Genomic DNA, 18689 nt, shown 5'->3' with positions numbered 1-18689 from the left:
CCCCCTCAGTTCGGGCAGCGGACAGGAAGATCAGGTGAGCACGGACTCCCCGCCGAAGTCGTCGTCGTCGTCCGGTCGCGGACGGCGGCGAGGCGGCGGAGGCGGCGTCGGCCTGGCGGGTGGGGGCGCGTCGTCCTCGACCCGGAAGTTGATCTCGTTGCGGTCGTACGGCGTGCGGGTCGGTTCCTCCGCGGGAGGGGCCGGGAAGTTCTTCTTCGCTTCGGCGAACAGCACGTTGGCGGTCTCGTCCTGCGTGCCGATGGTCTCGGCCATCGCCTCCTGCAGCAGCTCGGGGATCCGGGACTGCGCGCGTTGCAGCAGCTTCATGATCTCGCCGCTGATCTCGGACATGCGCTTGCCGGCGGCCGACTCGGCGATGACGAGGTTCTGCAGGATGCCGTTGGACCCGACCAGGATCTCGATGGAACCGTCCGACGACCGCTCGGAGATCGTCATCCCCTGCACGCGCGTCGCCATCTCCTGGTAGCGGGCGGCGCGCTCCTGGATGTTCTGGTTCCAGTTCGCGAGCATCTGCTCGGATCCGGCGATGTCCTCGGGCACCGGTGCTTCCCTTCCCCAACTGCGGCGGACTCAAAGGATGACGCAGCCGGATCCGATCTCGTTCCACCCTCGGGTCAAATCGGCCGCGCAGACCAGCGGCGTTCCACTGAACGGGTCAGTGGAACGCCGCTGGTGCCGACGTTCTAGTTCACGCCGAGCAGGTCGACGACGAAGATCAACGTCTCGTTGGGCTTGATCACGCCACCGGCGCCGCGCGCGCCGTAGCCGAGGTGCGGCGGGATGACCAGCTTGCGGCGGCCGCCGACCTTCATGCCCTGGACGCCCTGGTCCCAGCCCGCGATGACGCGACCGCCACCGAGGGGGAACTGGAACGCCTCGCCGCGGTCCCAGGAGGCGTCGAACTGCTCACCGGTCGAGTGCGAGACACCGACGTAGTGCACGGACACGAACTGACCGGCCGTGGCCTCCGGACCGTCGCCGACGGTGATGTCCTCGATCAGCAGGTCGGCGGGCGCCGGGCCGTCGTGCGGGTCGACCTCAGGCTTCGTGGGGGCCATCAGAACTTCCTTCCGGAACGGGATTGTTCGCGTTCGATCCAATCACGCGCGTGCGGGAACGGCCGAATGGCCTACGCGGACCGCCCCGGCCGGTCCCGGACGCCCTCGACGCCGCGTCCGCACCTGCGCGGGTCCAGGAACGAATGGCAGGGAGGAGCAACCTTTCCCGGCCTCGCCTACGTCCTGGTGGCATGAACGGCAGAAAGCTGTTGGCCGGTTCCGTCGTGCTGGCGGTCGCCGGAGTGAGCGTCAGCTCCGCGGTGAGGGACGACACCCTCGCGCCACCGCCGGTCGCCGGCCACGGACCGGTGCGCCTCGTCGCCTTCGACTCGTGCGACAACGCGGTGGCGGAACTGCGCCGCGCCCTGGCTCCGCACGTCACCGCCTACGGTGTCGGAGGCGGCAACTTCCTCTTCGCCGAAGGCATGGCGGCCGACACGAGTGCCGGTGTCGCGCAGAAGAGCGCGTCCGACATGGGGGCGGCGACTCCGCCCGCGCAGCAACGGGAGCACTCGACGACGAACGTCCACGAGCAGGGCGTCGACGAGCCCGACATCGTGAAGACGGATGGAAAACGCGTCGTCACCATCGCCGGTGGCGAGCTGCGCGTGATCGACGTGGCGAGCCGGGCGATCACCGGCACCGTCGACCTCGGTGAGCGCCGCGCGAGCCAGTTGCTGGTCGCCGGTGACCGCGCGCTGGTGGTCGTCGACAGCGCTGTGCCGGTCGTGAAGCCGACGCGGCCCTCCGGCCGTCCGTCGTTCGCGCCCGTGCCCGGCACCGAGCTGGTCCTCGTCGACCTCGGGGCGCTCAAGGAGATCGGCAGCCTGAAGATCGACGGCTCCTACCTCGACGCGCGTCAGATCGGTGGCACCGCCCGCGTCGTCGTCCGCTCGCAGCCGCGCATCGAGTGGGTGCACCCGGACCGGACGACGAACGAAGCGGGAGCCCTGCGCCGCAACAGGGAGATCCTGCAGAGCGAGCCGATCACGTCGTGGCTGCCGCGCTACGAGCTGGCCGAGAACGGCGCCCGGTCGAGCGGGACGCTCCTCGACTGCGCGAACGTCAGCCGCCCGTCCGCGCCGAGCGCGACCTCGATGCTGACCGTGCTCACGTTCGACCTCTCCGGCCGGCTCGGCACCGGTCAGCCGGTCTCGGTCGTGGCCGACGGCGACACCGTCTACGGCACGGACCGCACCCTCTACATCGCCGACGACCACCGCCTGCTGCCCCAGCACCCCACCAGGCCACCGGTGCGGCGCCCGGTCACCACGGCGATCCACCAGTTCGACATCAGCCAGCCGGGACCGCCGAAGCACGTCGCGTCCGGCGACGTCGGTGGCACGCTGCTCAACCAGTACTCGTTGTCCGAGCACGACGGGATCCTCCGCGTCGCCACGACGACCGGCACCGGCAGGGGGTGCTGCCGGCGGACGCCCGCGGAAGCGCGGGAACAGGTGCGGTCGGAGAGCTTCGTCACGACGTTGCGCCGCGATGGGAACGTGCTCACAGAGGTCGGCCAGGTCGGCGGGCTCGGCAAGGGAGAGCGGATCTACAGCGTCCGCTTCATCGGCAAGATGGGCTACGTCGTCACGTTCCGCCAGACCGACCCGCTCTACACGCTGGACCTGAGCGATCCGGGGCGGCCCCGGGTCCTGGGCGAGCTGAAGATCACCGGCTTCTCCGCGTACCTGCACCCGGCGGGTGACGGCAAGCTGATCGGGGTGGGCCAGGAGGCCACGGAGCGGGGCCGCACCACCGGGACGCAGGTGTCGTTGTTCGACGTCGGCAACCCCGCGTCACCGCAACGGCTCGCGCAGCACCACCTGCCGAACTCGAGCTCCGAGGCCCAGTTCGACCCGCACGCGTTCCTCTACTGGCCGCAGGACGGCACGCTGGTCGTCCCCGTGTGGAGGAACCGGACGGCCTACGAGGCCTCGTCCCTGGTGCTGCGCGTGGAGGGCGACCGGTTGCTCGACGTGGGCCGGATCGTCGAACCGCAGAGCGCCGAACCGCAGAGCCGGAACCACGGAGGCGATCAGCGGCGCACCATCGTGATCGGCGACCAGCTGTGGTCGGTCTCCGCGGCGGGTGTGCAGGTCAACGCCCGCGCCGGGCTGGCGCAGCAGGCCTGGTTGCCGTTCACGCGGTAGCGCGGTCCCCGGTGAGCAGGCGGTGCGACAGCACCGTGCCGCCTGCCATCGCCGCCGGGATCACGACCAGCGCGGCCAGCGGGACCAGGCAGAGCAGGTACGCGGGCACGGCGAACCCGAGCACCATCGCCCGGCGCGTCGCGAGGATCTGCCTGCGCTGCTTGAACGACCGGCCGCGCCGGGTGAACGGGATGCCGGTGAGCTCGATGCCGAGCAGGTAGCCGTTGACGCACACCGCCAGCACCGGCACGACCGTCTGGCCGACCACCGGGATGAAGCCGCAGAGGAACAACGGGATCGCGAACAGGATCGACGTGCCCACCAGCAGGACCGTGCCGCGCAGCCCCACCAGGAACCCGCGCCACCAGCCGACCTGCTCCGCCTCCGGCACGCCGCCGAGCTCGTCCTCGACCTCCTCGGCGATGTACTCGTAGAACGGCCCGCCGATCGTGATCGTGATCGCGGTGAACAGCAGCACGCTCAGGCCGAGCACCACCGCGATCACCGAGATCCCGACGGCGACCTCGACGACGTTGCGCGCGGTCTCGCTCCACGAGTCCGCGAAACCGGTGAGCCACCCGGCGATCGAGTCGATGTGCAGGAACAGCAGCACCCAGCCGGTGATCATCAGCGCGGCGGTGATCACCGCGGGCAGCGCCCCCACGAGCACGCGCTTGGGCGAGCTGAACACGAGCCTGAACCCGCGCAGCAGCAGAGCGGCACCGGCACCGAAGTCCTTGATCACGCGCGCAGGATAGTCGCTGCGGAGCCCTGGTGAGGCGAAGTGGGGTGAACGGGCCGTCGCCGCCGGCCCGCCGGAGCCGGCCCGCGGTGCCGTTGACCGCGTTTCTACTCGGCGGGCGAGGCGATGCAGGCCGTGCCGGCGTGGCGGAACCCGACGCGCTCGTAGACCCGCGCGATCTCCGTGCTGCCCGCCGACAGGAACACCAGCGTCGCGCCCCGCTCCAGGGCGTCGCGCGCCAGTGCGGCGGTGACCGCGCCACCGAGGCCGCGCCGCCGTGCCACCGGCAGCGTGCCGACCCCGGCGATCTCCACGACGTCGCCCGCTCGCTGCGCGGTGCCCACCGCCAGCACGCCCTCACCCGGCAGGTCGGCCACCGCGTGCCGGTGCCGGGTGCTCGCCGGGACGGCGCCCGCCAGCGCGGCGTCGCGTTCCGCCACGCCGGCCTGGCCCGGTGCGGTGCCCGGTGACGAGAACGCGAGCTCCGCGACCACCGCCACCTCGGCCGGCCGGGTGGCGAGGACGCGCACGTGCGGGTGCGGCCGCGGCAACCTCTCGGGATCGAGCACCATCAGCGGTGCCCGGAGCACCTCCAAACCGGCCGACACCGCGATGCCGAGCAGGTCCGGCGTGGTCTCGTGCACCCACTCGAACGCCTCGGGCACCCCGAGCTCGCGCTGCCGCTCCCGCATCCTCACCACGTCGGCGAGCACCGGCCGGCCACCGGGGAACCGCGGCCGCGCGTAGTACGGGTAGCCGTCGCCCGCCTGGACGAACAGCACCAGCTCGCCGTGGTCCTCGACGTGAGATCCCGGTCGGGGCACGGAGTCGTAAAATTCCTCGAGAACGTCCCACACGGCGGATCACGCTAGCTACCTTCGGCGGTATGACCCACCGAGTTTCCCGCCCCGAGCCGTCATGAGGACCCCGGCGGCGCTGGCCGCCCTGCTCCTCGTGCTCACCGGCTGCGCCGACGACGGCGAGGACCGGTTCGCCCGGCCCGGCGCGCCCAGGCAGTCGCCGAGCGGGAAGTTCGTCGCGCACGCCGAGAGTTCCAGCGAGGTGCGGGTCACCGACCGCAACGGCGGTGACGTGTTCCGCAAGTCCTACGAGTACGCGACGAGCTCCCGCGCCGACGGCATCGGTGTGGTGTGGCTCTCCCAGCGGGACCAGCTCTGGGTGCTCGTCCCCGGCGACACGAGCGAGCGCGTCGAAGCGGGGCCGGACGGCGTGTGGACCGCCGTCGAGGCCGAGCTACCCCGGGAGATCACGCGGCTCGGGTGAGGGGTCCTTCTCGCCCTGCGCGATCCGCCTGCCGCGCTCCAGCTCCGCGTCGAACTCGGCGCCGAGCAGCACGGCGATGTTCGAGATCCACAGCCACACCAGGAAGACGATCACACCACCGAGTGAGCCGTAGGTCTTGTTGTAGGACGCGAAGTTCGCCACGTAGAGCGCGAAACCGACCGTCGCGAGCACCCACAGCACGATCGCGAGCAGGCTGCCGGGGCTGACCCAGCGGAAGCCGGGCTGCCGGACGTTCGGCGCGGCCCAGTACAGGACCGCGAACGCCAGGCTCACGAGCAGCAGGATGACCGGCCACTTCACGATGTCCCACACGGTGACGACCGTGTCGCCGAGCCCGATCGCGTTGCCGACCGCGTCCGCGACCCCGCCCGTCAGCACGAGCGCGCCGAGCGTGAGCGACACGAGCACGACCGACCCGATCGTCAGCAGCAGCCGCAGCGGCACCGTCTTCCAGAACGGCCGGCCTTCCTCGACGTCGTAGACGGCGTTGCACGCCCGCATGAACGCGCCGAGGTAACCCGACGCGGTCCACAGCGCGGTGAGCAGACCGACGATGCCGAGCAGGCTGGCGGCGTTCTGACTCTTCTGAAGTTCCTGGATCGACGACTTGACCAGCGCCCCGGCCTCACCGGGGGCGACCTGGTCGACGTACTTCAGCAGCTCCTGCGTCGTCGTGTCGCCGAGCAGGGCGAGCACGGATGTCAGCACGATGATGCCGGGGAACAGCGACAGCACCGCGTAGTAGGTCAGCGCCGCTGCCCAGTCCGTCAGGTTGTCGTCGTTGAACTCCTTGACTGTGCGTTTGAGAACACCCCACCAGTCACCCTTCGACAACCTGGTGGGGCTTTTGACTGTTTCACCTGCGGGCACGGCGTCGGCTCCAAGAACGGTTGCCCGTACCCACGCCTGCGAGGTGCAGGGCGGTGAGCAGCAGGCCCAGGGTCACGAGAGTGCTGCCGGTGACCACGTCACCGAGCGAGACGTTGGCGAGGTCGAACAACAGGGCGAGACCGAACGCCACAGCGGCGGCTAATGCCAGCACGTGCACCTCCTCGATTGGTGAGCTGCGGATACCCGTTTCGTTGCGCGGGAATCACACCGATCGGAGCAACGGTCGTGTCATGATCCGCGCCATGGACGTCCAGCGCTGGCAAGCGGCCGCGGTTCCGTGGTGGGTGACCAAGGTCGGGCTCGTCGGTGGCTGGATCGTGGCCTTCTACTTCGCCGCGAGCGGGGGCGAGGCGCCGTGCACGACCGCGCACCCGTGTGTGCCGGATCCGCTGTTCGCCCTCGCGGTGGTGCCGTTGCTGGCCACGCCGTTGCTGTTGGCGTTCGGCCGGGTGCTCACCGGCTGCGGGATGGGCGTGCTGTTCGGCGTGCTGGACGTCGCGCTCGACGGCAGTGCGACGGCCAACGTCGCATTCGGACTGCACGCCGGTGCGTGCGCGGCGGTGGCGGCGTGGACCCTCAGGTCCCGCGCGGACCAGCACGACGCGGCGGGAACGACGCTCGTCTCGCTGCCGGACGTGCCGCCGCAACGCGGAGTTCTGCGGATGGTCGCCGTGCTGCTGGTGCTCTTCGGCTTCCTGACGTTCGTGCAGTACGACCTCACCAGCGGTGAGATCGAGCAGCACGAGGCGAGGGCCAGCCGGGTCGAGGCCGAGGTCGTCGAGATCAAGAACACCTACGAGGTCTGGGTGGAGCTGCCGGACCGGCAACGCGCCGGCTTCGAACCGCTCGCGCCGGAGAGCTACCAGGTCGGCGACGCGGTCCCGGTGCTGGCGGACGGCGACTGGGTGCGGATGGCGAACGAACCCGAGGACGTCACGTGGTGGCTCACGCTCGGTGGCGCGGCCGTGTTCCTCGCGGTCATGCTTGCCGCGCGGGAACGCCGCCGCCGCGCGTTGTGGAGCGGACCGGTGAAGGCGGTCCGGCTGCAGGCGGTCCCGGTGGGCGCGCGGCGGGTCCTGTTGCGGCACAACGGGGAGAACATCGCCACCGTCGCGACGCTCGCCGACCTCGGGCTGGAGGAGCCGCTCTACCACGACACCGAGCAGTTCGGCCGGGTGTGGCGCGGCGAGGAGGACCCGCCGGTGCGGCTCGACCCGCCGGAGGTCCTCGTCGCCGGGGAGTGGCACCACGGTGGCCAGGTCGCGGTGCTCGTCGAGGGCGAGGTCGTCGCGACCAGCACGCTGAGCAGGGTGCGTTCGCGCCACACGGTCCACAGTGCCCACCTGCCGGGCGAACCGGTCACCGCCGGCACGCCGGTCGACCTGCCCCACGCGGTGTGGCCGGGGGACCGGCGGCGGACCGAGGGCGTGCTGCTGCTGTTCGCCGCCGCCGGTGCGCTGATCGCGATGAAGCACTACCCGGACCTGTTCGTGCTCGGTTTCATCGGCGTGCAGTGCGTGCTGTCGGCGGTGACGCGGTTCCAGCCGATGCTGCGCCTGGACCACCGCTCGGTCGTGCTCTACACCGGCGTCTGGACGTACCGCGTGCCGTGGGCGCAGGTGCACGGCGTCCGCAGGAGCGGTCCACAGCTCATGATCGCGTTCGGCCCGCACGGCGACGTGCTCACGACGCCGCACCTGCCGGACAGGCAGGCCGGCGAGAAGGTGATGTGGGCACGAGCCCGCTCGTTGCTCGCCGAGCAGCCCGGCGAGCGCGTGACCCGCAAGCTCAACGTCAGCGTCTTCGCCGGGCTGGCCTACGTCGGGCTGGTGCTGTTCACCTGAGCCGCGCCACCGCCTTCAGCAACCGGTCCACATCGGACTCGTCGGTGTACGGGCCGATGCCCGCCCGCACCGCGCCCTTGTCGCCCAGGCCGAGCCACCGCGAGCACTCGATCGCGTAGAAGTGCCCGGCGGGCGCGTTCACGCCCTCGGCGCCGAGCCTGCGGTACACCTCGGCCGGCTCCAGGCCGTCGACGGAGAACAGCACGGTCGGCGTGCGCGACGAGGCCTTGCTGTAGATGCGCACGCCGAGCTCCCGCAGCCCGTCCTCCATCCGCTCGCGCAACGCGAGCTCGTGCTCCTCCAGACCGTCCAGCGACCGCATGAACTCCACCGCCGCGGTCGTGCCCGCCAGCAGCTCGTAGGGCAACGTGCCCAGCTCGAACCGTTCCGGCACGGCGTTGGTCGACGGCAGCAGCTTGTCCGGGCGCAACGTCTCCAGCAGCTCCGGCGCCGCCGCCAGCACGCCGAGGTGCGGGCCGAGGAACTTGTACGGCGAGCACACGAAGAAGTCCGCGCCCATCGCCTCGACGTCGACCGGCACGTGCGGTGTGTAGTGCACGCCGTCGACGTAGACGAACGCCGCGGCCTCGTGTGCCGCCGCCGCGATCGTCGCCACGTCCGGACGCGTGCCCAGCAGGTTCGACGCCGCCGTGATCGCGACGACGCGGGTGCGGTCGGACAGCAGGTCCGTCACCGCCTTGACGGGCAGCTCACCGGTCGTCCGGTCGAACGGCGCCCACCGCACCGTGGCCCGCGCCGCCTCGGCCGCCTGCACCCACGGCCGCACGTTGGCGTCGTGGTCGAGCCTGGTCACGACGATCTCGTCACCCGGCCGCCAGTTCTTCGCGAGCGTGCGGGAGAAGTCGTAGGTGAGCTGGGTCATGCTGCGGCCGAACACGATGCTGCCGGCGTTGAGGAACTCCGACATCGTGCCGCGCGCTCTCCGCACGATCTCCTCGGCGCGGCGTTCGGCGGCCGTGACCCAGCCGCGGTTCGACACCGCCGAGGTCAGCGCCTCGCGGACGGCCTCGCCGACGACGTCGGGCACCTGCGCACCGCCGGGTCCGTCGAAGTGCGCGGCGCCCTCGCGCAGAGCGGGGAAGTGGGCGCGGACTCGGGCGACGTCGTAGACCATGCCCTCATGGTGCGGGAGCACCCACGAATCCGGAAAGGATCAACCGGAGGGTCGTCACCTGTTCGTTCGCGTCGAAGTCCGGGTCGACCAGCCTGCCGAAGAGGCCGTCGACGAGCCCCTGCGCCCAGGTCGCCGCCGTCCGCGCGCTCACGGGGAGGGCGATCTGGCCTGCGTCGTGGGCCTGCCGCAGCAACGCGGCCAGCTCGTCGCGCACGACCAGCTCGTTGCGGGCGAGGAGGTCCCACAGCTCCTGGTCCCGGCTCGCCTGCGCGACGACCTCCAGCACCAGCCCGGCGACCGACCGGTCCAGCGCGGGCGCGCACAGGTGGTCGACGACCAGCAGGACGCCGTCCCACGGGCTCAGCTCGCGGGCGCGGGCGAACACCTCCGCGTTGTCCTGGCCGTCCTGCTCGAAGATCTCGCGGAAGATCGCCCGCTTGGTGGGGAAGTAGTGGAACAGGCTGCCCGTGCTGATGTCGGCGGCCTTGCAGATGTCCGCGACGGTCGTGCGCTCGAACCCCTTCCGCGCGAACAGGACCGCCGCGGTGTCGGTGATGTGCCGCTTCTTCTCCGCGTGCTTGGCCGGGTCTACCGTTCGCACCTGTAGTACTGCCTCTTCTTCTCGTCCCGCACGGCGACTCCGCGTTTGCGGATCTCCCGAGCCAATTCTGCGGCCTCCTCGTGCTCGTACTTCGCAATGGCCTTCCTGCGGGCCGTGAACAGCGCGTTGACCTCAGCCGGCAGTTCGGGCGCATGCTCGACCCACATCCTGAACTCGCTCGCGAACGGGTCCGTGGCGCGCCACCGGTAGCCCTGCGAGGTGAACGCCCGTTCCAGCCGGTCGCGGCTGAGGTCCGACCTCTCCCTGGCCAGCTCGGCACCGCTCGGCGACAGCAGCACCAGGTGCTTGCCGTCGGTGAACGCCGACTCGACCCGGTGGCGCTCGAACTCGAACCTCTTGTCGTCCTTGTGCAGCGCGACGCGGTCGGGGGAGACGTCGACCGACAGCATGTCCGCGGCCCACAACGCCGCGAGCACGAGCCCGGCGGCCGCGCCGACGCCGAGCGCCGCGATCGTCACCCACGGCTCGGGGATGTCCGTGACCAGCTCGAACACTTCCTGGAACGGGAACCAGCCCAGCGTCGTGACCCAGCCCGACGCCAGCTTGAGCCCCCACACCGCCGCGGCTCCCACGGCCGGGCAGAGCACCCAGATGCCGTACCGGACCGCCGCGGCCTCCTGCACAGTCGTCATGGGCAGCAATAATAGACCGAGCGCTCGGTTTATCGGTGCGGTTCTCGCTGACGCGGGTCGTTGAGGACGGTTGTTGTCCGCAAGCGGTCGTACGGTCACCGGCATGGACTGGAACAAGCAGGTGACGGACCAGCTCGACTGGCACTGGCGGAGGCAGCTGCGGCCGCGGCTGGAAGGGCTGACCGACGACGAGTACTTCTGGGAGCCCGTCCCCGACGTCTGGACGATCCGGCGGGACAACGCGATCGACTGGGAGCACCCGGCGCCCCAGCCCGTCCCGGTCACCACCATCGCGTGGCGGATGGCGCACATCACCGTGGGCGTGTTCGCCATGCGCTCGGCGTCGCACTTCGGCGGCCCACCGGCCGACTACTCGACCTGGCGGTACGCGATGACCGCGGACGAGGCGCTCAAGCAGCTCGACGACGCCTACGAGACTTGGATGGCCGGCGCGCGCAAGGCCGACCTCTCGCTTCCCGTCGGACCGGCGGAGGGGCCGTTCGCGGAGGAGCCGATGGCGACCCTGGTGTTGCACATCAACCGAGAGGTGATCCACCACGGCGCGGAGATCTCGCTGCTCCGAGATCTGTTTCTGAGGGAGAGCAAGTCACTCTGAAGTGCCTACTTTCCAAGAGTTGGCGCTAACTGCAAGATGGTGCCCATCGGAACTTCGAAGGGGATCATCATGCGAGTCATCACGCAGAAGGCAGTGGGGGACGCGTCCGTCCTGGAGGTCGCCGAGGCCGAACGCCCGGCGCCGGAACCGGGCCAGGTGCTGGTCAAGATCGGCGCGGCCGGTGTGAACCCGATCGACACCTACATCCGCGGCGGTGGGTTCCCCGCGCTGGGCGAGCCGCCGTTCACACTGGGCTGGGACCTCGCGGGCACCGTCGAGCAGCTCGGCGAGGGCGTCAGCGGGTTCGCGCTCGGTGACGAGGTGTACGGGCTGCTCACCTTTCCCGGCACCGGTGGCGGCTACGCCGAGTACGCCGTGGCGGAGGCCGCCGATCTGGCGCCGCGGCCCTCCTGGCTGACCGTCGAGCAGGCCGGTGCCGCGCCGATGGTGGCGCTGACGGCCTGGCAGGCGCTCGTCGGCCGGGGTGGCGTGGCGGAGGGGCAGCGCGTGCTCGTCCACGCGGCGGCCGGCGGTGTCGGGCACGTCGCGGTGCAGATCGCCAAGGCGCGGGGCGCGCACGTGATCGGCACGGCGTCGGCGGCCAAGCACGACTTCCTGCGCTCCCTGGGCGTGGACGAGGTCATCGACTACCGGCACCGGGACTTCACCGAGATCGACCCGGTCGACGTGGTGCTCGACACGGTGGGCGGCGACTACGCCGAGCGGTCCGCACGAGTGCTCAAGCCCGGCGGGGTGCTCGTGTCGATCATCCCGGGCAACCCGGGTTTTGACGTTGACCGAGCCGCCGCGCTCGGCGTCCGGTTCGAGCTCTTCGCGAACGTCACCGCATCCGGCGCGGACCTCGCCGCGTTGCCGCAGCTCAAGGTGCAGATCGACCACGTCGTGCCGCTCGCGGAGGCGGCGAAGGCCCACGAGCTCGTCGAGTCGGGCCGCACCACCGGCAAGGTCGTCCTGGTGCCGTGACGCCTTGAGGCCGTGGCATCGCGTTAACCGCCCGTTGACCATGGGCCTCGATCGTGTGCTCAATATCCACACGATCGGGGAGGGCATATGGCGCGGTGGAGTCCACTGGCATTAGTCGTCGGTCTGTTGGCGGCGGTCGGCCTGTACGGGTCGACCGCCGCTTCCGCAGCAGCTCCGCTCACCGTTGCCCAGGCGGCCAGCCAGCAGAACGGGGCGTCGGCGACCGTCCGGGGGTACGTCGTCGGTCAGCCCACGGCCACGACCACAGTCATCCGTTCGGGTTTTCCGAACGACTACGCGCTCGCGCTGGCCGACTCCCCGGCCGAGACCGGCACCTCGCGCATGGTCTACGTGCAGATCCCGTCGGCGTTCCGCACGTCGTGGGGGCTGAGGTCCACCCCGTCGTTGCTGGGCAGGCAGATCGACGTGACGGGCTCGTTGACCGCGTACTTCGCGCACGCCGGTCTCACCTCGGCGACGGCTTTCGCGTTCGCTGGCACAACAACGCCACCCACGACCACCACCACCACCACGACCGCCACCACGACCACTGCGCCCCCACCCGTTGGTGACTACTACGCGGCGGCCGCCGGCAAGACCGGTCCGGCGCTGAAGACGGCGTTGCACGGCATCATCCGCAACCAGACCAAGCTGAGCTACGACCAGGTCTGGGAGGCGCTCAAGCTCACCGACCAGGACCCGGCCAACGCGGCGAACGTGATCCTGCTCTACAGCGGCCGTTCGCAGTCGAAGTCGCTGAACGGCGGCGACCCGGACGACTGGAACCGCGAGCACGTCTGGGCCAAGTCGCACGGTGACTTCGGCACCGCCACCGGTCCCGGCACGGACGTCCACCACCTGCGGCCCGAGGACGTGTCGGTCAACGCAGACCGCGGCAACAAGGACTTCGACAACGGCGGCACCGCACGGTCCGAAGCGCCGGGCAACTACGGCGACGCCGACTCGTGGGAGCCGCGCAACGCCGTGAAGGGCGACGTCGCGCGCATGCTCTTCTACATGGCCGTGCGCTACGAGGGCACCGACGGCTTCGCGAACCTGGAACTCAACAACTCGGTGTCCAACGGCACCGCGCCGTACCACGGCAAGCTCCCGGTCCTGCTGCAGTGGCACCAGCAGGACCCGCCGGACGCGTTCGAGAAGCGGCGCAACCAGGTGATCTACGACAGCTTCCAGCGCAACCGCAACCCGTTCATCGACCACCCGGAGTGGGTCGCCGCTATCTGGAGCTGAGCCGTTCGAGGAAGGGGCGCTGCGCGGAGACGATCTTCGCGCTCGCCTCCTCCAGGGTCATCCAGGCGACCCTGTCGACCTCCGGGAACGTCTTCTTCCGGCCGGACTTCGGCGGCCACTCCATCTCGAACGTGCCGGGGACGACCGTCCCGGGGTCGAGGTCGCCCTCCAGCGCCCAGACCGCGATGACCTTCCCGGAGCCCTTGGCCTCGCCCAGCGGGACCAGCTCACCGGGCGGCACCGGCAGCCCCAGTTCCTCCTCGAACTCGCGGCGCGCGGCGTCCTCCGGCGTCTCGTCGTCGGTGTGCTCGCCCTTCGGCACGGACCACGCGCCGGCGTCCTTGCGGGCCCAGAACGGGCCGCCCATGTGCCCGAGGAGCACCTCGAGGTGCGGGGTTCGTCTGAAGAGCAGGATTCCGGCGGACCGTCTCATACTGTCCAGCATGGCGGACTGGGTCCTGCACGTGGACCTCGACCAGTTCATCGCGGCGGTCGAGGTCCTGCGCGATCCGTCGCTGCGCGGCAGACCGGTCGTCGTGGGCGGCAACGGCGACCCCACCGAACGCGCCGTCGTGGCCACCGCCTCCTACGAGGCGCGCGAGTTCGGCGTGCGGTCCGGGATGCCGCTGCGGACCGCGGCCAGGAAGCTGCCGGACGCGGTGTTCCTGCCGGCGGACCACGCGCTGTACGAGGCGGCGTCGGCCGACGTCATGGCGGTGCTGCGGTCGTTCCCCGTCGTCGTCGAGGTGATGGGCTGGGACGAGGCGTTCGTGGGCGCCTCGGTCGACGATCCGGTGGCGCTGGCCCGCTCGGTGCAGGCGGCGGTGCTGGCCGGGACCGGTCTGCACTGCTCGGTGGGCATCGGCGACAACAAGCTGCGCGCCAAGATCGCGACCGGCTTCGGCAAGCCCGCCGGGGTGTTCGAGCTGACCAGGGCGAACTGGGTCGAGGTGATGGGCCACCGGCCGACGTCCGCGCTGTGGGGGATCGGCGCGAAGACCGAGCGCAAGCTCCGCGAGCTGGGCATCGCGACCGTGACGGACCTGGCGGCCGCGTCCGCCGACGAGCTGGCGGCCCGCTTCGGCCCGCGGATGGGTCCGTACTACCGGACGCTCGCCCTGGGTGCGGGCGACACGGTCGTGAGCGCGACACCGTGGGTCGTGAAGTCCCGAAGCCACGAGAGGACCTTCCAGCAGGACCTCGCCGCACCGGAGGACATCCGGCGCGAGGTCGTGGCGCTGGCCCACCGGGTGGCGCTCGACGTGGCCGCCGAGGGACGCCCGGCGGTGCGCGTGGGCGTGAAGGTGCGGTTCGCGCCGTTCTTCACGAACGTGCGCGCGATGAAGCTGCCCGCGCCGACGTCCTCGGCGGCCGAGCTCGCGGCGGCCGCGCTGGTCGTGCTGGAGCGGTTCGAGCTCAGCCGTCCCGTGCGCCTTCTGGGCGTGCGTGCGGAATTCTCCGACGGAGGTGTCGAACCGAGGGGGCCTTCTTCGACGTATCACTGAGTAGACGTTCCACCGTCAGGAGAAGAAAATGACCACCTCACCGCTCACACACCGGGACCGCGCAGTTCTCAGAGCCGTCGCCGACGGCCGTTGCGAGATCACCGGAAGCTCATTGCTCGTCGACGGCCTGTGCTGCGCCGACCAGTTCGTCGGACCGCGGCTGACCTCCGCGGGCCTGATCAGTGCCTGCCCCGGTCCCGCCGCGCTGACCAGCGCCGGCTACGAGGTCCTCTCCGCCGCCTGATCCCGGCCGTCGCCATTTTCGCGGAAGACCGACATCGGGTACCCGTTCATGGACCGATAGCGCCCCTGCGGGGTTCGGTGCGGTTCCGCGGCGAGGCTTGATCCTTTCTGTCGCGCTTTCTTCGCCCTCCTTCTCGAATGATGTGCTGGTAGCTGCCCACGCTCGAGGAATGTCGATCGCGAGTTCCTGTTGTGGTTCCGGCGCCTTCGCGGGTCTCGCGGCCGCCGAAATCCTCTGGCCGGGACGCGGATCATGGTGGGCATGGGTGTCTTGGCGCGGGTACTGCGATCGATCGGCGGCGAGGACGCGCTGGACCGGCTCGCAGCGTTGCCCGGCAGCGACCTCACCAGCGTGCTGCTCGCGCTCATGCGACGCCGGGCGGGCGCGTTGTCCGGGGCGGACGTGTTGCGGCAGTACCGTTCCGACCGGTTCGTGGCGCCGTCGGAGGTGCCGTTCGAGGTGGTGCGAGCGGCGGAGGACCGGCTGCTGGCCGCGCTGCCGCCGTCGTTCTCCGTGCTGGGACTCGCGCCCGTGGCGCCACTGGGGACGTGCTCGGCCGTGGCCGAGGTGGACCAGAACAACGTGGTGTCGACCATCCGCGGCACCGAGGTCGCGGCCGACCCGACCAACGCGCTGGCGCTCGAAGCCGCCGTGCGCAGGCAGTCCGGTCCTGGCGACGTGCGGCTCGCCGCCGTGCAGCGCGTGGTGCGAGCCCAGCTCTTCGGCGGTGCCGGGCGGTTCGCGCACTTCACGTTGTTCGCCGCCGTGTCGGCCGGCCGGGACCGCGGCTCGCTCGCCTTCGAGCGCGAGCACTTCGCCGAGCACCTCTCGTTCCTGCGTTCCGCGTGCGGCGACGTCGAGGTGCGCGTCACCGTGCTCGACCCGCGGTTCGAGGCGGTGCGGGGTGACCTGCCCACCGACCCGTCGCGGCGCACCGGCTACTACCAGGGCCTGTGCTTCAAGGTGTACCGCGACGGCGTGGAGATCGGCGACGGCGGTTTCGTCGACTGGACGCGGCGGCTGACCGGCAACCGCAAGGAGCGGCTGCTGATCAGCGGCATCGGCGTCGACCGCTTCGCGACGCCCGATCAGCTCCCGGCGTAGCGCCTGCGCAGTTCTTCTTCCCGGTCGGAAGGCCAGGGGCAGCGGATCTCGCCCTGCGTGGCCGCGAAGAACAGCTCCAAGTGCACGTGCCAGGCCGCGAGCGCCTCAGGGCCGTGCGCGTTCTCCTGCAGAAGCGTGACCGTGGTGCCTTGCAGCGGCACGTGGTCGAACTCCCAGCGCACCACACCACGGGGCTCACCGTCCTGGAGCCACTCGTACTCCAGCAGGCGCGGTGCGTCGGACCTCACGACCCGGCCCGGCTCCAGTCCGGGGTGCGCGGCGCGCGTCGGCACGCCGTCCTCGCTGCCCTCGGTGAGGACCTGCCAGACGTCGTCCAGCGGAGTCCAGACCAGGTCGCGGACGAACCGGACCCCGCCCGGCCCGTCGGTGCCCTCGTCGAGGCCGAACTCCCGCACGTAGTGCTCGATGCGCGCCAGCCAGTCCCGCGGCGCCTGGAACTCCACGCCGTCGACGTGGGCCACGAGCGCGTCGAGGCAGGTGATCCAGCCGGGGGCGTCGCGGCCGGCGGTCAGCCTGGTCGTGACGACCGCGGTGAACACCAGCAGGCAGCCCTGGTCGCGGGGCAGGACCTCGAAGCGCAGCACGTCGTCGATCCAGCGGAAGGCGAACACCCTGGGCGGGTCGCACTCGAGCACCTCGCCCTCGCCGCCGTCGGCGTCGACCGGCGCCGCCTCCGGGAACGTGAAGCGCATCTTCCGCCCGTCGACCTCGACCTCGGCCGGGAACCAGTGCCTCATCTCGGCGGGATCGGTGACGACCCGCCAGACCTTCTCCGGCGAGTGCCGCAGTTCGCGCTCGAAGCGCAGGACGGGCTTGCCCTCGATCATCCGCAGTTCGACGTCCACGGGTCAGTCCCCTTCGATCTCGTCGAGTCGTCGTTCCAGTGCGTCCAGGCTCTGCTTCCACAACCGCCGGTAGGGCGCGAGCCAGGCGTCGATCTCCGCCAGTGGGCCGGGGGAGAGCCGGTACCAGCGCCGTTGGGCGTCGGTGCGCACCTCGACGAGACCGGCCTCGCGCAACACCCTGAGGTGCTTCGAGACGGTCGGCTGGGTGAGCGTCAGCCGGTCGACGAGGTAGCCGACCGGCCGCTCCCGCTCACGCAGCAGGTCGAGGATCTCCCGGCGACTCGGATCCGCCAGCACGGCGAACGTAGATGCCATGGTGGCAATATAGCTCGAAGTGCATATAGGTGTCGACCTCAGTCGGCGAGGCGGATGGCGACCTCCGTGGCCCACTTGCTCTGGTCCGGCTCCACGGCGGGGTCGGTGAAGTAGGTCTCGACGCGGGCACCCCACCTGTCGCCGTCGCGGTCGAACCGCACGGTCTTGGCGAGGATCCGGTCGGTGACGGCGGCCAGCCCGTCCGGGCTGCCCTCGTGCAGCGCCACCACGTACTGCCCGGCGGGCAGCGTCGAGGTGAACACCTCGCCGTCGCCGACGACCCCGGCGATGGTCGGGATCCCGGCCTCCACCTCGAACTCCTCGCCCGTGACGCGCAGGTACCGCAGGAACGGCGCGCCGAGAACCGGTAACTCGCGGTCGGCCAGCCACTGCATGACCTCGGGGAAGCGGTCGGCGATCGTCCCGAACGCCTCCGGCGTCACCGTGGCCTTGACGGCGGCGTAGGGCTGCTCTCCACGTGTCTCGATGTCCATGCGGCCACGCTAGTCACGCCCACCGACAGAAATTCCGGGTTCGCCGGCAACTGCCCCCGATTAACCCGAACTTCACGTGTCAGAGCGGAGTTCGCATCGATCGGTGATGGAACCACCCGGCCGGGCGAACATCCACAATGGACGAGAACCGGTGCTTCACCACGCGGTGACGCCACGCCGGTCCCGCGGTCAGGCGAACAACTCCAACGCGTCCTGGTGGTACTCGCACCGGCCGCCGCCGGTCGCGATCGTGCAGGGCGAGCCCTTCTTCGTGACGGCACCGCATTGCAGCACCGGGTCGTGCACGTGGCACAGTCCGCTCGACCCCGCCGTGATCGGACAGGGGGTGCCATTCTTCGTGGGTGCGCCGCACGGCTCGCCGGTCAGCTCACGCGGTTGCCTCGGCTTGGCCTTCTTCGGTTTCGCTTGGGGCTGCTGCACTTCCCGCCCCGTGACTTCCTCGACGCCGCGCACGGCCAGGCGGTCGGCGCGCTCGTTCTCCGGGTGGCCGGCGTGCCCCTTCACCCAGTGCCACTCGACCTCGTGCCTGTTCGCGGCCTCTTCGAGGCGGCGCCACAGATCGGCGTTCTTGACCGGCTCGCGGGCCTTCGTGAGCCAGCCGTTCGTCTTCCAGCCGTGCACCCAGGACGTGATTCCGTTGCGGACATAAGTGCTGTCCGTATAGAGCTTCACGATGGACGGTCGGCTGAGACTCTCCAACGCCACGATGGGCGCCATCAGCTCCATGCGGTTGTTCGTCGTGGGGCCGATGTCACCGCCGTACAGATCCTTCTCGTGCTCGCCGTAGCGCAACACGGCACCCCAGCCACCCGGACCGGGATTGGGACTGCACGCGCCGTCGGTGTAGATCTCGACCTCCATGCGTCATGAGGCTACCGACGGCGTC

At 70.6% G+C, this 18689-nt stretch carries 22 protein-coding genes and 1 pseudogene; 9 read left to right on the top strand and 14 right to left on the bottom strand.

Features of this window, described 5'->3' with window-relative positions:
* Positions 1-30 precede the first annotated feature (30 nt).
* Together BMW88_RS10015 and BMW88_RS10010 are read right to left on the bottom strand one after the other, a co-directional pair.
* A complete protein-coding gene (locus BMW88_RS10015; protein WP_089950374.1) occupies positions 31-561 on the bottom strand; it encodes a YbaB/EbfC family nucleoid-associated protein in 531 nt (176 codons plus the stop codon).
* A 143-nt stretch (positions 562-704) separates the two neighbouring features.
* Positions 705-1079 carry an FKBP-type peptidyl-prolyl cis-trans isomerase gene (locus tag BMW88_RS10010; RefSeq protein ID WP_089950373.1) on the bottom strand — a complete coding sequence of 125 codons (375 nt, stop codon included), beginning with the start codon at positions 1077-1079 and terminating at the stop codon, positions 705-707.
* A 191-nt stretch (positions 1080-1270) separates the two neighbouring features.
* Here BMW88_RS10010 and BMW88_RS10005 point away from each other — a divergent pair, with 191 nt between their 5' ends.
* A complete protein-coding gene (locus BMW88_RS10005) occupies positions 1271-3232 on the top strand; it encodes a beta-propeller domain-containing protein (protein ID WP_143116026.1) in 1962 nt (653 codons plus the stop codon).
* Here the strand turns inward: BMW88_RS10005 and BMW88_RS10000 are convergent.
* Both BMW88_RS10000 and BMW88_RS09995 read right to left on the bottom strand, forming a co-directional pair.
* On the bottom strand, positions 3222-3977 hold the full coding sequence (locus BMW88_RS10000) for an EI24 domain-containing protein (RefSeq protein WP_089950371.1): 756 nt from the start codon (positions 3975-3977) through the stop codon (positions 3222-3224). The two genes, BMW88_RS10005 and BMW88_RS10000, sit on opposite strands and share 11 nt — an antisense overlap.
* A gap of 104 nt (positions 3978-4081) precedes the next feature.
* Entirely contained in the window at positions 4082-4831 is a 750-nt protein-coding gene (locus BMW88_RS09995; protein WP_218148026.1) for a GNAT family N-acetyltransferase, read from the bottom strand.
* A gap of 61 nt (positions 4832-4892) precedes the next feature.
* Here BMW88_RS09995 and BMW88_RS09990 point away from each other — a divergent pair, with 61 nt between their 5' ends.
* Positions 4893-5258 carry a hypothetical protein gene (locus BMW88_RS09990; protein ID WP_089950369.1) on the top strand — a complete coding sequence of 122 codons (366 nt, stop codon included), beginning with the start codon at positions 4893-4895 and terminating at the stop codon, positions 5256-5258.
* Here BMW88_RS09990 and BMW88_RS09985 read toward each other — a convergent pair.
* Both BMW88_RS09985 and BMW88_RS09980 read right to left on the bottom strand, forming a co-directional pair.
* Entirely contained in the window at positions 5229-6113 is an 885-nt protein-coding gene (locus BMW88_RS09985; protein ID WP_245777684.1) for a YihY/virulence factor BrkB family protein, read from the bottom strand. The genes BMW88_RS09990 and BMW88_RS09985 overlap by 30 nt on opposite strands.
* Positions 6114-6135: 22 nt before the next feature.
* Positions 6136-6321 (bottom strand): hypothetical protein, encoded by a 186-nt coding sequence (locus tag BMW88_RS09980; protein WP_089950666.1) that lies wholly within the window; start codon positions 6319-6321, stop codon positions 6136-6138.
* Between the two features lie 79 nt (positions 6322-6400).
* Here BMW88_RS09980 and BMW88_RS09975 point away from each other — a divergent pair, with 79 nt between their 5' ends.
* Positions 6401-8014, top strand: coding sequence for a hypothetical protein (locus BMW88_RS09975; protein ID WP_143116025.1), 1614 nt, complete (start codon positions 6401-6403; stop codon positions 8012-8014).
* Here BMW88_RS09975 and BMW88_RS09970 read toward each other — a convergent pair.
* Genes BMW88_RS09970 through BMW88_RS09960 form a run of 3 tightly spaced genes read right to left on the bottom strand, consistent with a single transcriptional unit; the run spans position 8007 to position 10403 of the window.
* A complete protein-coding gene (locus BMW88_RS09970) occupies positions 8007-9149 on the bottom strand; it encodes a cysteine desulfurase-like protein (protein WP_089950366.1) in 1143 nt (380 codons plus the stop codon). The genes BMW88_RS09975 and BMW88_RS09970 overlap by 8 nt on opposite strands.
* 4 nt (positions 9150-9153) lie before the next feature.
* Complete coding sequence (locus BMW88_RS09965; protein ID WP_089950365.1) at positions 9154-9750, bottom strand: TetR/AcrR family transcriptional regulator; 597 nt, start codon at positions 9748-9750, stop codon at positions 9154-9156.
* On the bottom strand, positions 9738-10403 hold the full coding sequence (locus BMW88_RS09960) for a YqeB family protein (protein ID WP_143116024.1): 666 nt from the start codon (positions 10401-10403) through the stop codon (positions 9738-9740). The genes BMW88_RS09965 and BMW88_RS09960 overlap by 13 nt, the downstream gene beginning before the upstream one ends.
* 103 nt (positions 10404-10506) lie before the next feature.
* Here BMW88_RS09960 and BMW88_RS09955 point away from each other — a divergent pair, with 103 nt between their 5' ends.
* The 3 genes from BMW88_RS09955 (at position 10507) to BMW88_RS09945 (ending at position 13254) form a co-directional block, all read left to right on the top strand.
* Positions 10507-11019, top strand: a complete 513-nt coding sequence (locus tag BMW88_RS09955) for a DinB family protein (RefSeq protein WP_089950363.1) — start codon at positions 10507-10509, stop codon at positions 11017-11019.
* Between the two features lie 69 nt (positions 11020-11088).
* Positions 11089-12003, top strand: coding sequence for an NADP-dependent oxidoreductase (locus BMW88_RS09950; RefSeq protein ID WP_089950665.1), 915 nt, complete (start codon positions 11089-11091; stop codon positions 12001-12003).
* Between the two features lie 87 nt (positions 12004-12090).
* Positions 12091-13254 carry an endonuclease gene (locus BMW88_RS09945; RefSeq protein WP_089950362.1) on the top strand — a complete coding sequence of 388 codons (1164 nt, stop codon included), beginning with the start codon at positions 12091-12093 and terminating at the stop codon, positions 13252-13254.
* Here BMW88_RS09945 and BMW88_RS09940 read toward each other — a convergent pair.
* Positions 13241-13687 carry an NUDIX hydrolase gene (locus tag BMW88_RS09940; protein ID WP_218148025.1) on the bottom strand — a complete coding sequence of 149 codons (447 nt, stop codon included), beginning with the start codon at positions 13685-13687 and terminating at the stop codon, positions 13241-13243. The two genes, BMW88_RS09945 and BMW88_RS09940, sit on opposite strands and share 14 nt — an antisense overlap.
* A gap of 10 nt (positions 13688-13697) precedes the next feature.
* On the opposite strand from BMW88_RS09940, the gene BMW88_RS09935 reads away from it, so the two are divergent.
* From BMW88_RS09935 to BMW88_RS09925, 3 genes are all read left to right on the top strand, one after another.
* Complete coding sequence (locus BMW88_RS09935) at positions 13698-14759, top strand: DNA polymerase IV (protein WP_089950361.1); 1062 nt, start codon at positions 13698-13700, stop codon at positions 14757-14759.
* A 28-nt stretch (positions 14760-14787) separates the two neighbouring features.
* Positions 14788-15003: a hypothetical protein gene (locus tag BMW88_RS09930; RefSeq protein ID WP_089950360.1), complete on the top strand. Its 216-nt coding sequence runs from the start codon at positions 14788-14790 to the stop codon at positions 15001-15003.
* 261 nt (positions 15004-15264) lie between these two features.
* Positions 15265-16107, top strand: coding sequence for a hypothetical protein (locus BMW88_RS09925; protein WP_143116023.1), 843 nt, complete (start codon positions 15265-15267; stop codon positions 16105-16107).
* Here BMW88_RS09925 and BMW88_RS09920 read toward each other — a convergent pair.
* From BMW88_RS09920 to rnhA, 4 genes and pseudogenes are all read right to left on the bottom strand, one after another.
* Positions 16092-16973, bottom strand: coding sequence for an SRPBCC family protein (locus BMW88_RS09920; RefSeq protein ID WP_245777683.1), 882 nt, complete (start codon positions 16971-16973; stop codon positions 16092-16094). The two genes, BMW88_RS09925 and BMW88_RS09920, sit on opposite strands and share 16 nt — an antisense overlap.
* 3 nt (positions 16974-16976) lie before the next feature.
* The gene (locus BMW88_RS09915; protein ID WP_089950358.1) at positions 16977-17288 is read right to left on the bottom strand and encodes an ArsR/SmtB family transcription factor; all 312 of its coding nucleotides are present in this window, start codon (positions 17286-17288) and stop codon (positions 16977-16979) included.
* A 38-nt stretch (positions 17289-17326) separates the two neighbouring features.
* Entirely contained in the window at positions 17327-17782 is a 456-nt protein-coding gene (locus BMW88_RS09910; protein ID WP_089950357.1) for a GyrI-like domain-containing protein, read from the bottom strand.
* A 438-nt stretch (positions 17783-18220) separates the two neighbouring features.
* Positions 18221-18664, bottom strand: a pseudogene (rnhA, locus tag BMW88_RS09905) (ribonuclease HI); the annotation flags it as partial.
* Positions 18665-18689 lie beyond the last annotated feature (25 nt).

Origin of the sequence: Lentzea xinjiangensis (assembly GCF_900110955.1) — a bacterium.
In the GTDB taxonomy this organism is placed as follows: Bacteria; Actinomycetota; Actinomycetes; order Mycobacteriales; family Pseudonocardiaceae; genus Lentzea; species Lentzea xinjiangensis.
Note: the sequence above shows the minus strand (reverse complement) of the source record. Positions and strands in the feature narration are given on the sequence as shown.

What these genes read in the sequence shown, in the direction of transcription:
- BMW88_RS09915 (WP_089950358.1), bottom strand. Translation starts at nt 17,288, where the DNA reads ATGGCATCTACGTTCGCCGTGCTGGCGGATCCGAGTCGCCGGGAGATC.
- BMW88_RS09955 (WP_089950363.1), top strand. Translation starts at nt 10,507, where the DNA reads ATGGACTGGAACAAGCAGGTGACGGACCAGCTCGACTGGCACTGGCGG.
- BMW88_RS09990 (WP_089950369.1), top strand. Translation starts at nt 4,893, where the DNA reads ATGAGGACCCCGGCGGCGCTGGCCGCCCTGCTCCTCGTGCTCACCGGC.
- BMW88_RS10005 (WP_143116026.1), top strand. Translation starts at nt 1,271, where the DNA reads ATGAACGGCAGAAAGCTGTTGGCCGGTTCCGTCGTGCTGGCGGTCGCC.
- BMW88_RS10010 (WP_089950373.1), bottom strand. Translation starts at nt 1,079, where the DNA reads ATGGCCCCCACGAAGCCTGAGGTCGACCCGCACGACGGCCCGGCGCCC.
- BMW88_RS09975 (WP_143116025.1), top strand. Translation starts at nt 6,401, where the DNA reads ATGATCCGCGCCATGGACGTCCAGCGCTGGCAAGCGGCCGCGGTTCCG.
- BMW88_RS09910 (WP_089950357.1), bottom strand. Translation starts at nt 17,782, where the DNA reads ATGGACATCGAGACACGTGGAGAGCAGCCCTACGCCGCCGTCAAGGCC.
- BMW88_RS09925 (WP_143116023.1), top strand. Translation starts at nt 15,265, where the DNA reads ATGGGTGTCTTGGCGCGGGTACTGCGATCGATCGGCGGCGAGGACGCG.
- BMW88_RS09960 (WP_143116024.1), bottom strand. Translation starts at nt 10,403, where the DNA reads ATGACGACTGTGCAGGAGGCCGCGGCGGTCCGGTACGGCATCTGGGTG.
- BMW88_RS09940 (WP_218148025.1), bottom strand. Translation starts at nt 13,687, where the DNA reads ATGAGACGGTCCGCCGGAATCCTGCTCTTCAGACGAACCCCGCACCTC.
- BMW88_RS09950 (WP_089950665.1), top strand. Translation starts at nt 11,089, where the DNA reads ATGCGAGTCATCACGCAGAAGGCAGTGGGGGACGCGTCCGTCCTGGAG.
- BMW88_RS09945 (WP_089950362.1), top strand. Translation starts at nt 12,091, where the DNA reads ATGGCGCGGTGGAGTCCACTGGCATTAGTCGTCGGTCTGTTGGCGGCG.
- BMW88_RS09935 (WP_089950361.1), top strand. Translation starts at nt 13,698, where the DNA reads ATGGCGGACTGGGTCCTGCACGTGGACCTCGACCAGTTCATCGCGGCG.
- BMW88_RS09970 (WP_089950366.1), bottom strand. Translation starts at nt 9,149, where the DNA reads ATGGTCTACGACGTCGCCCGAGTCCGCGCCCACTTCCCCGCTCTGCGC.
- BMW88_RS09930 (WP_089950360.1), top strand. Translation starts at nt 14,788, where the DNA reads ATGACCACCTCACCGCTCACACACCGGGACCGCGCAGTTCTCAGAGCC.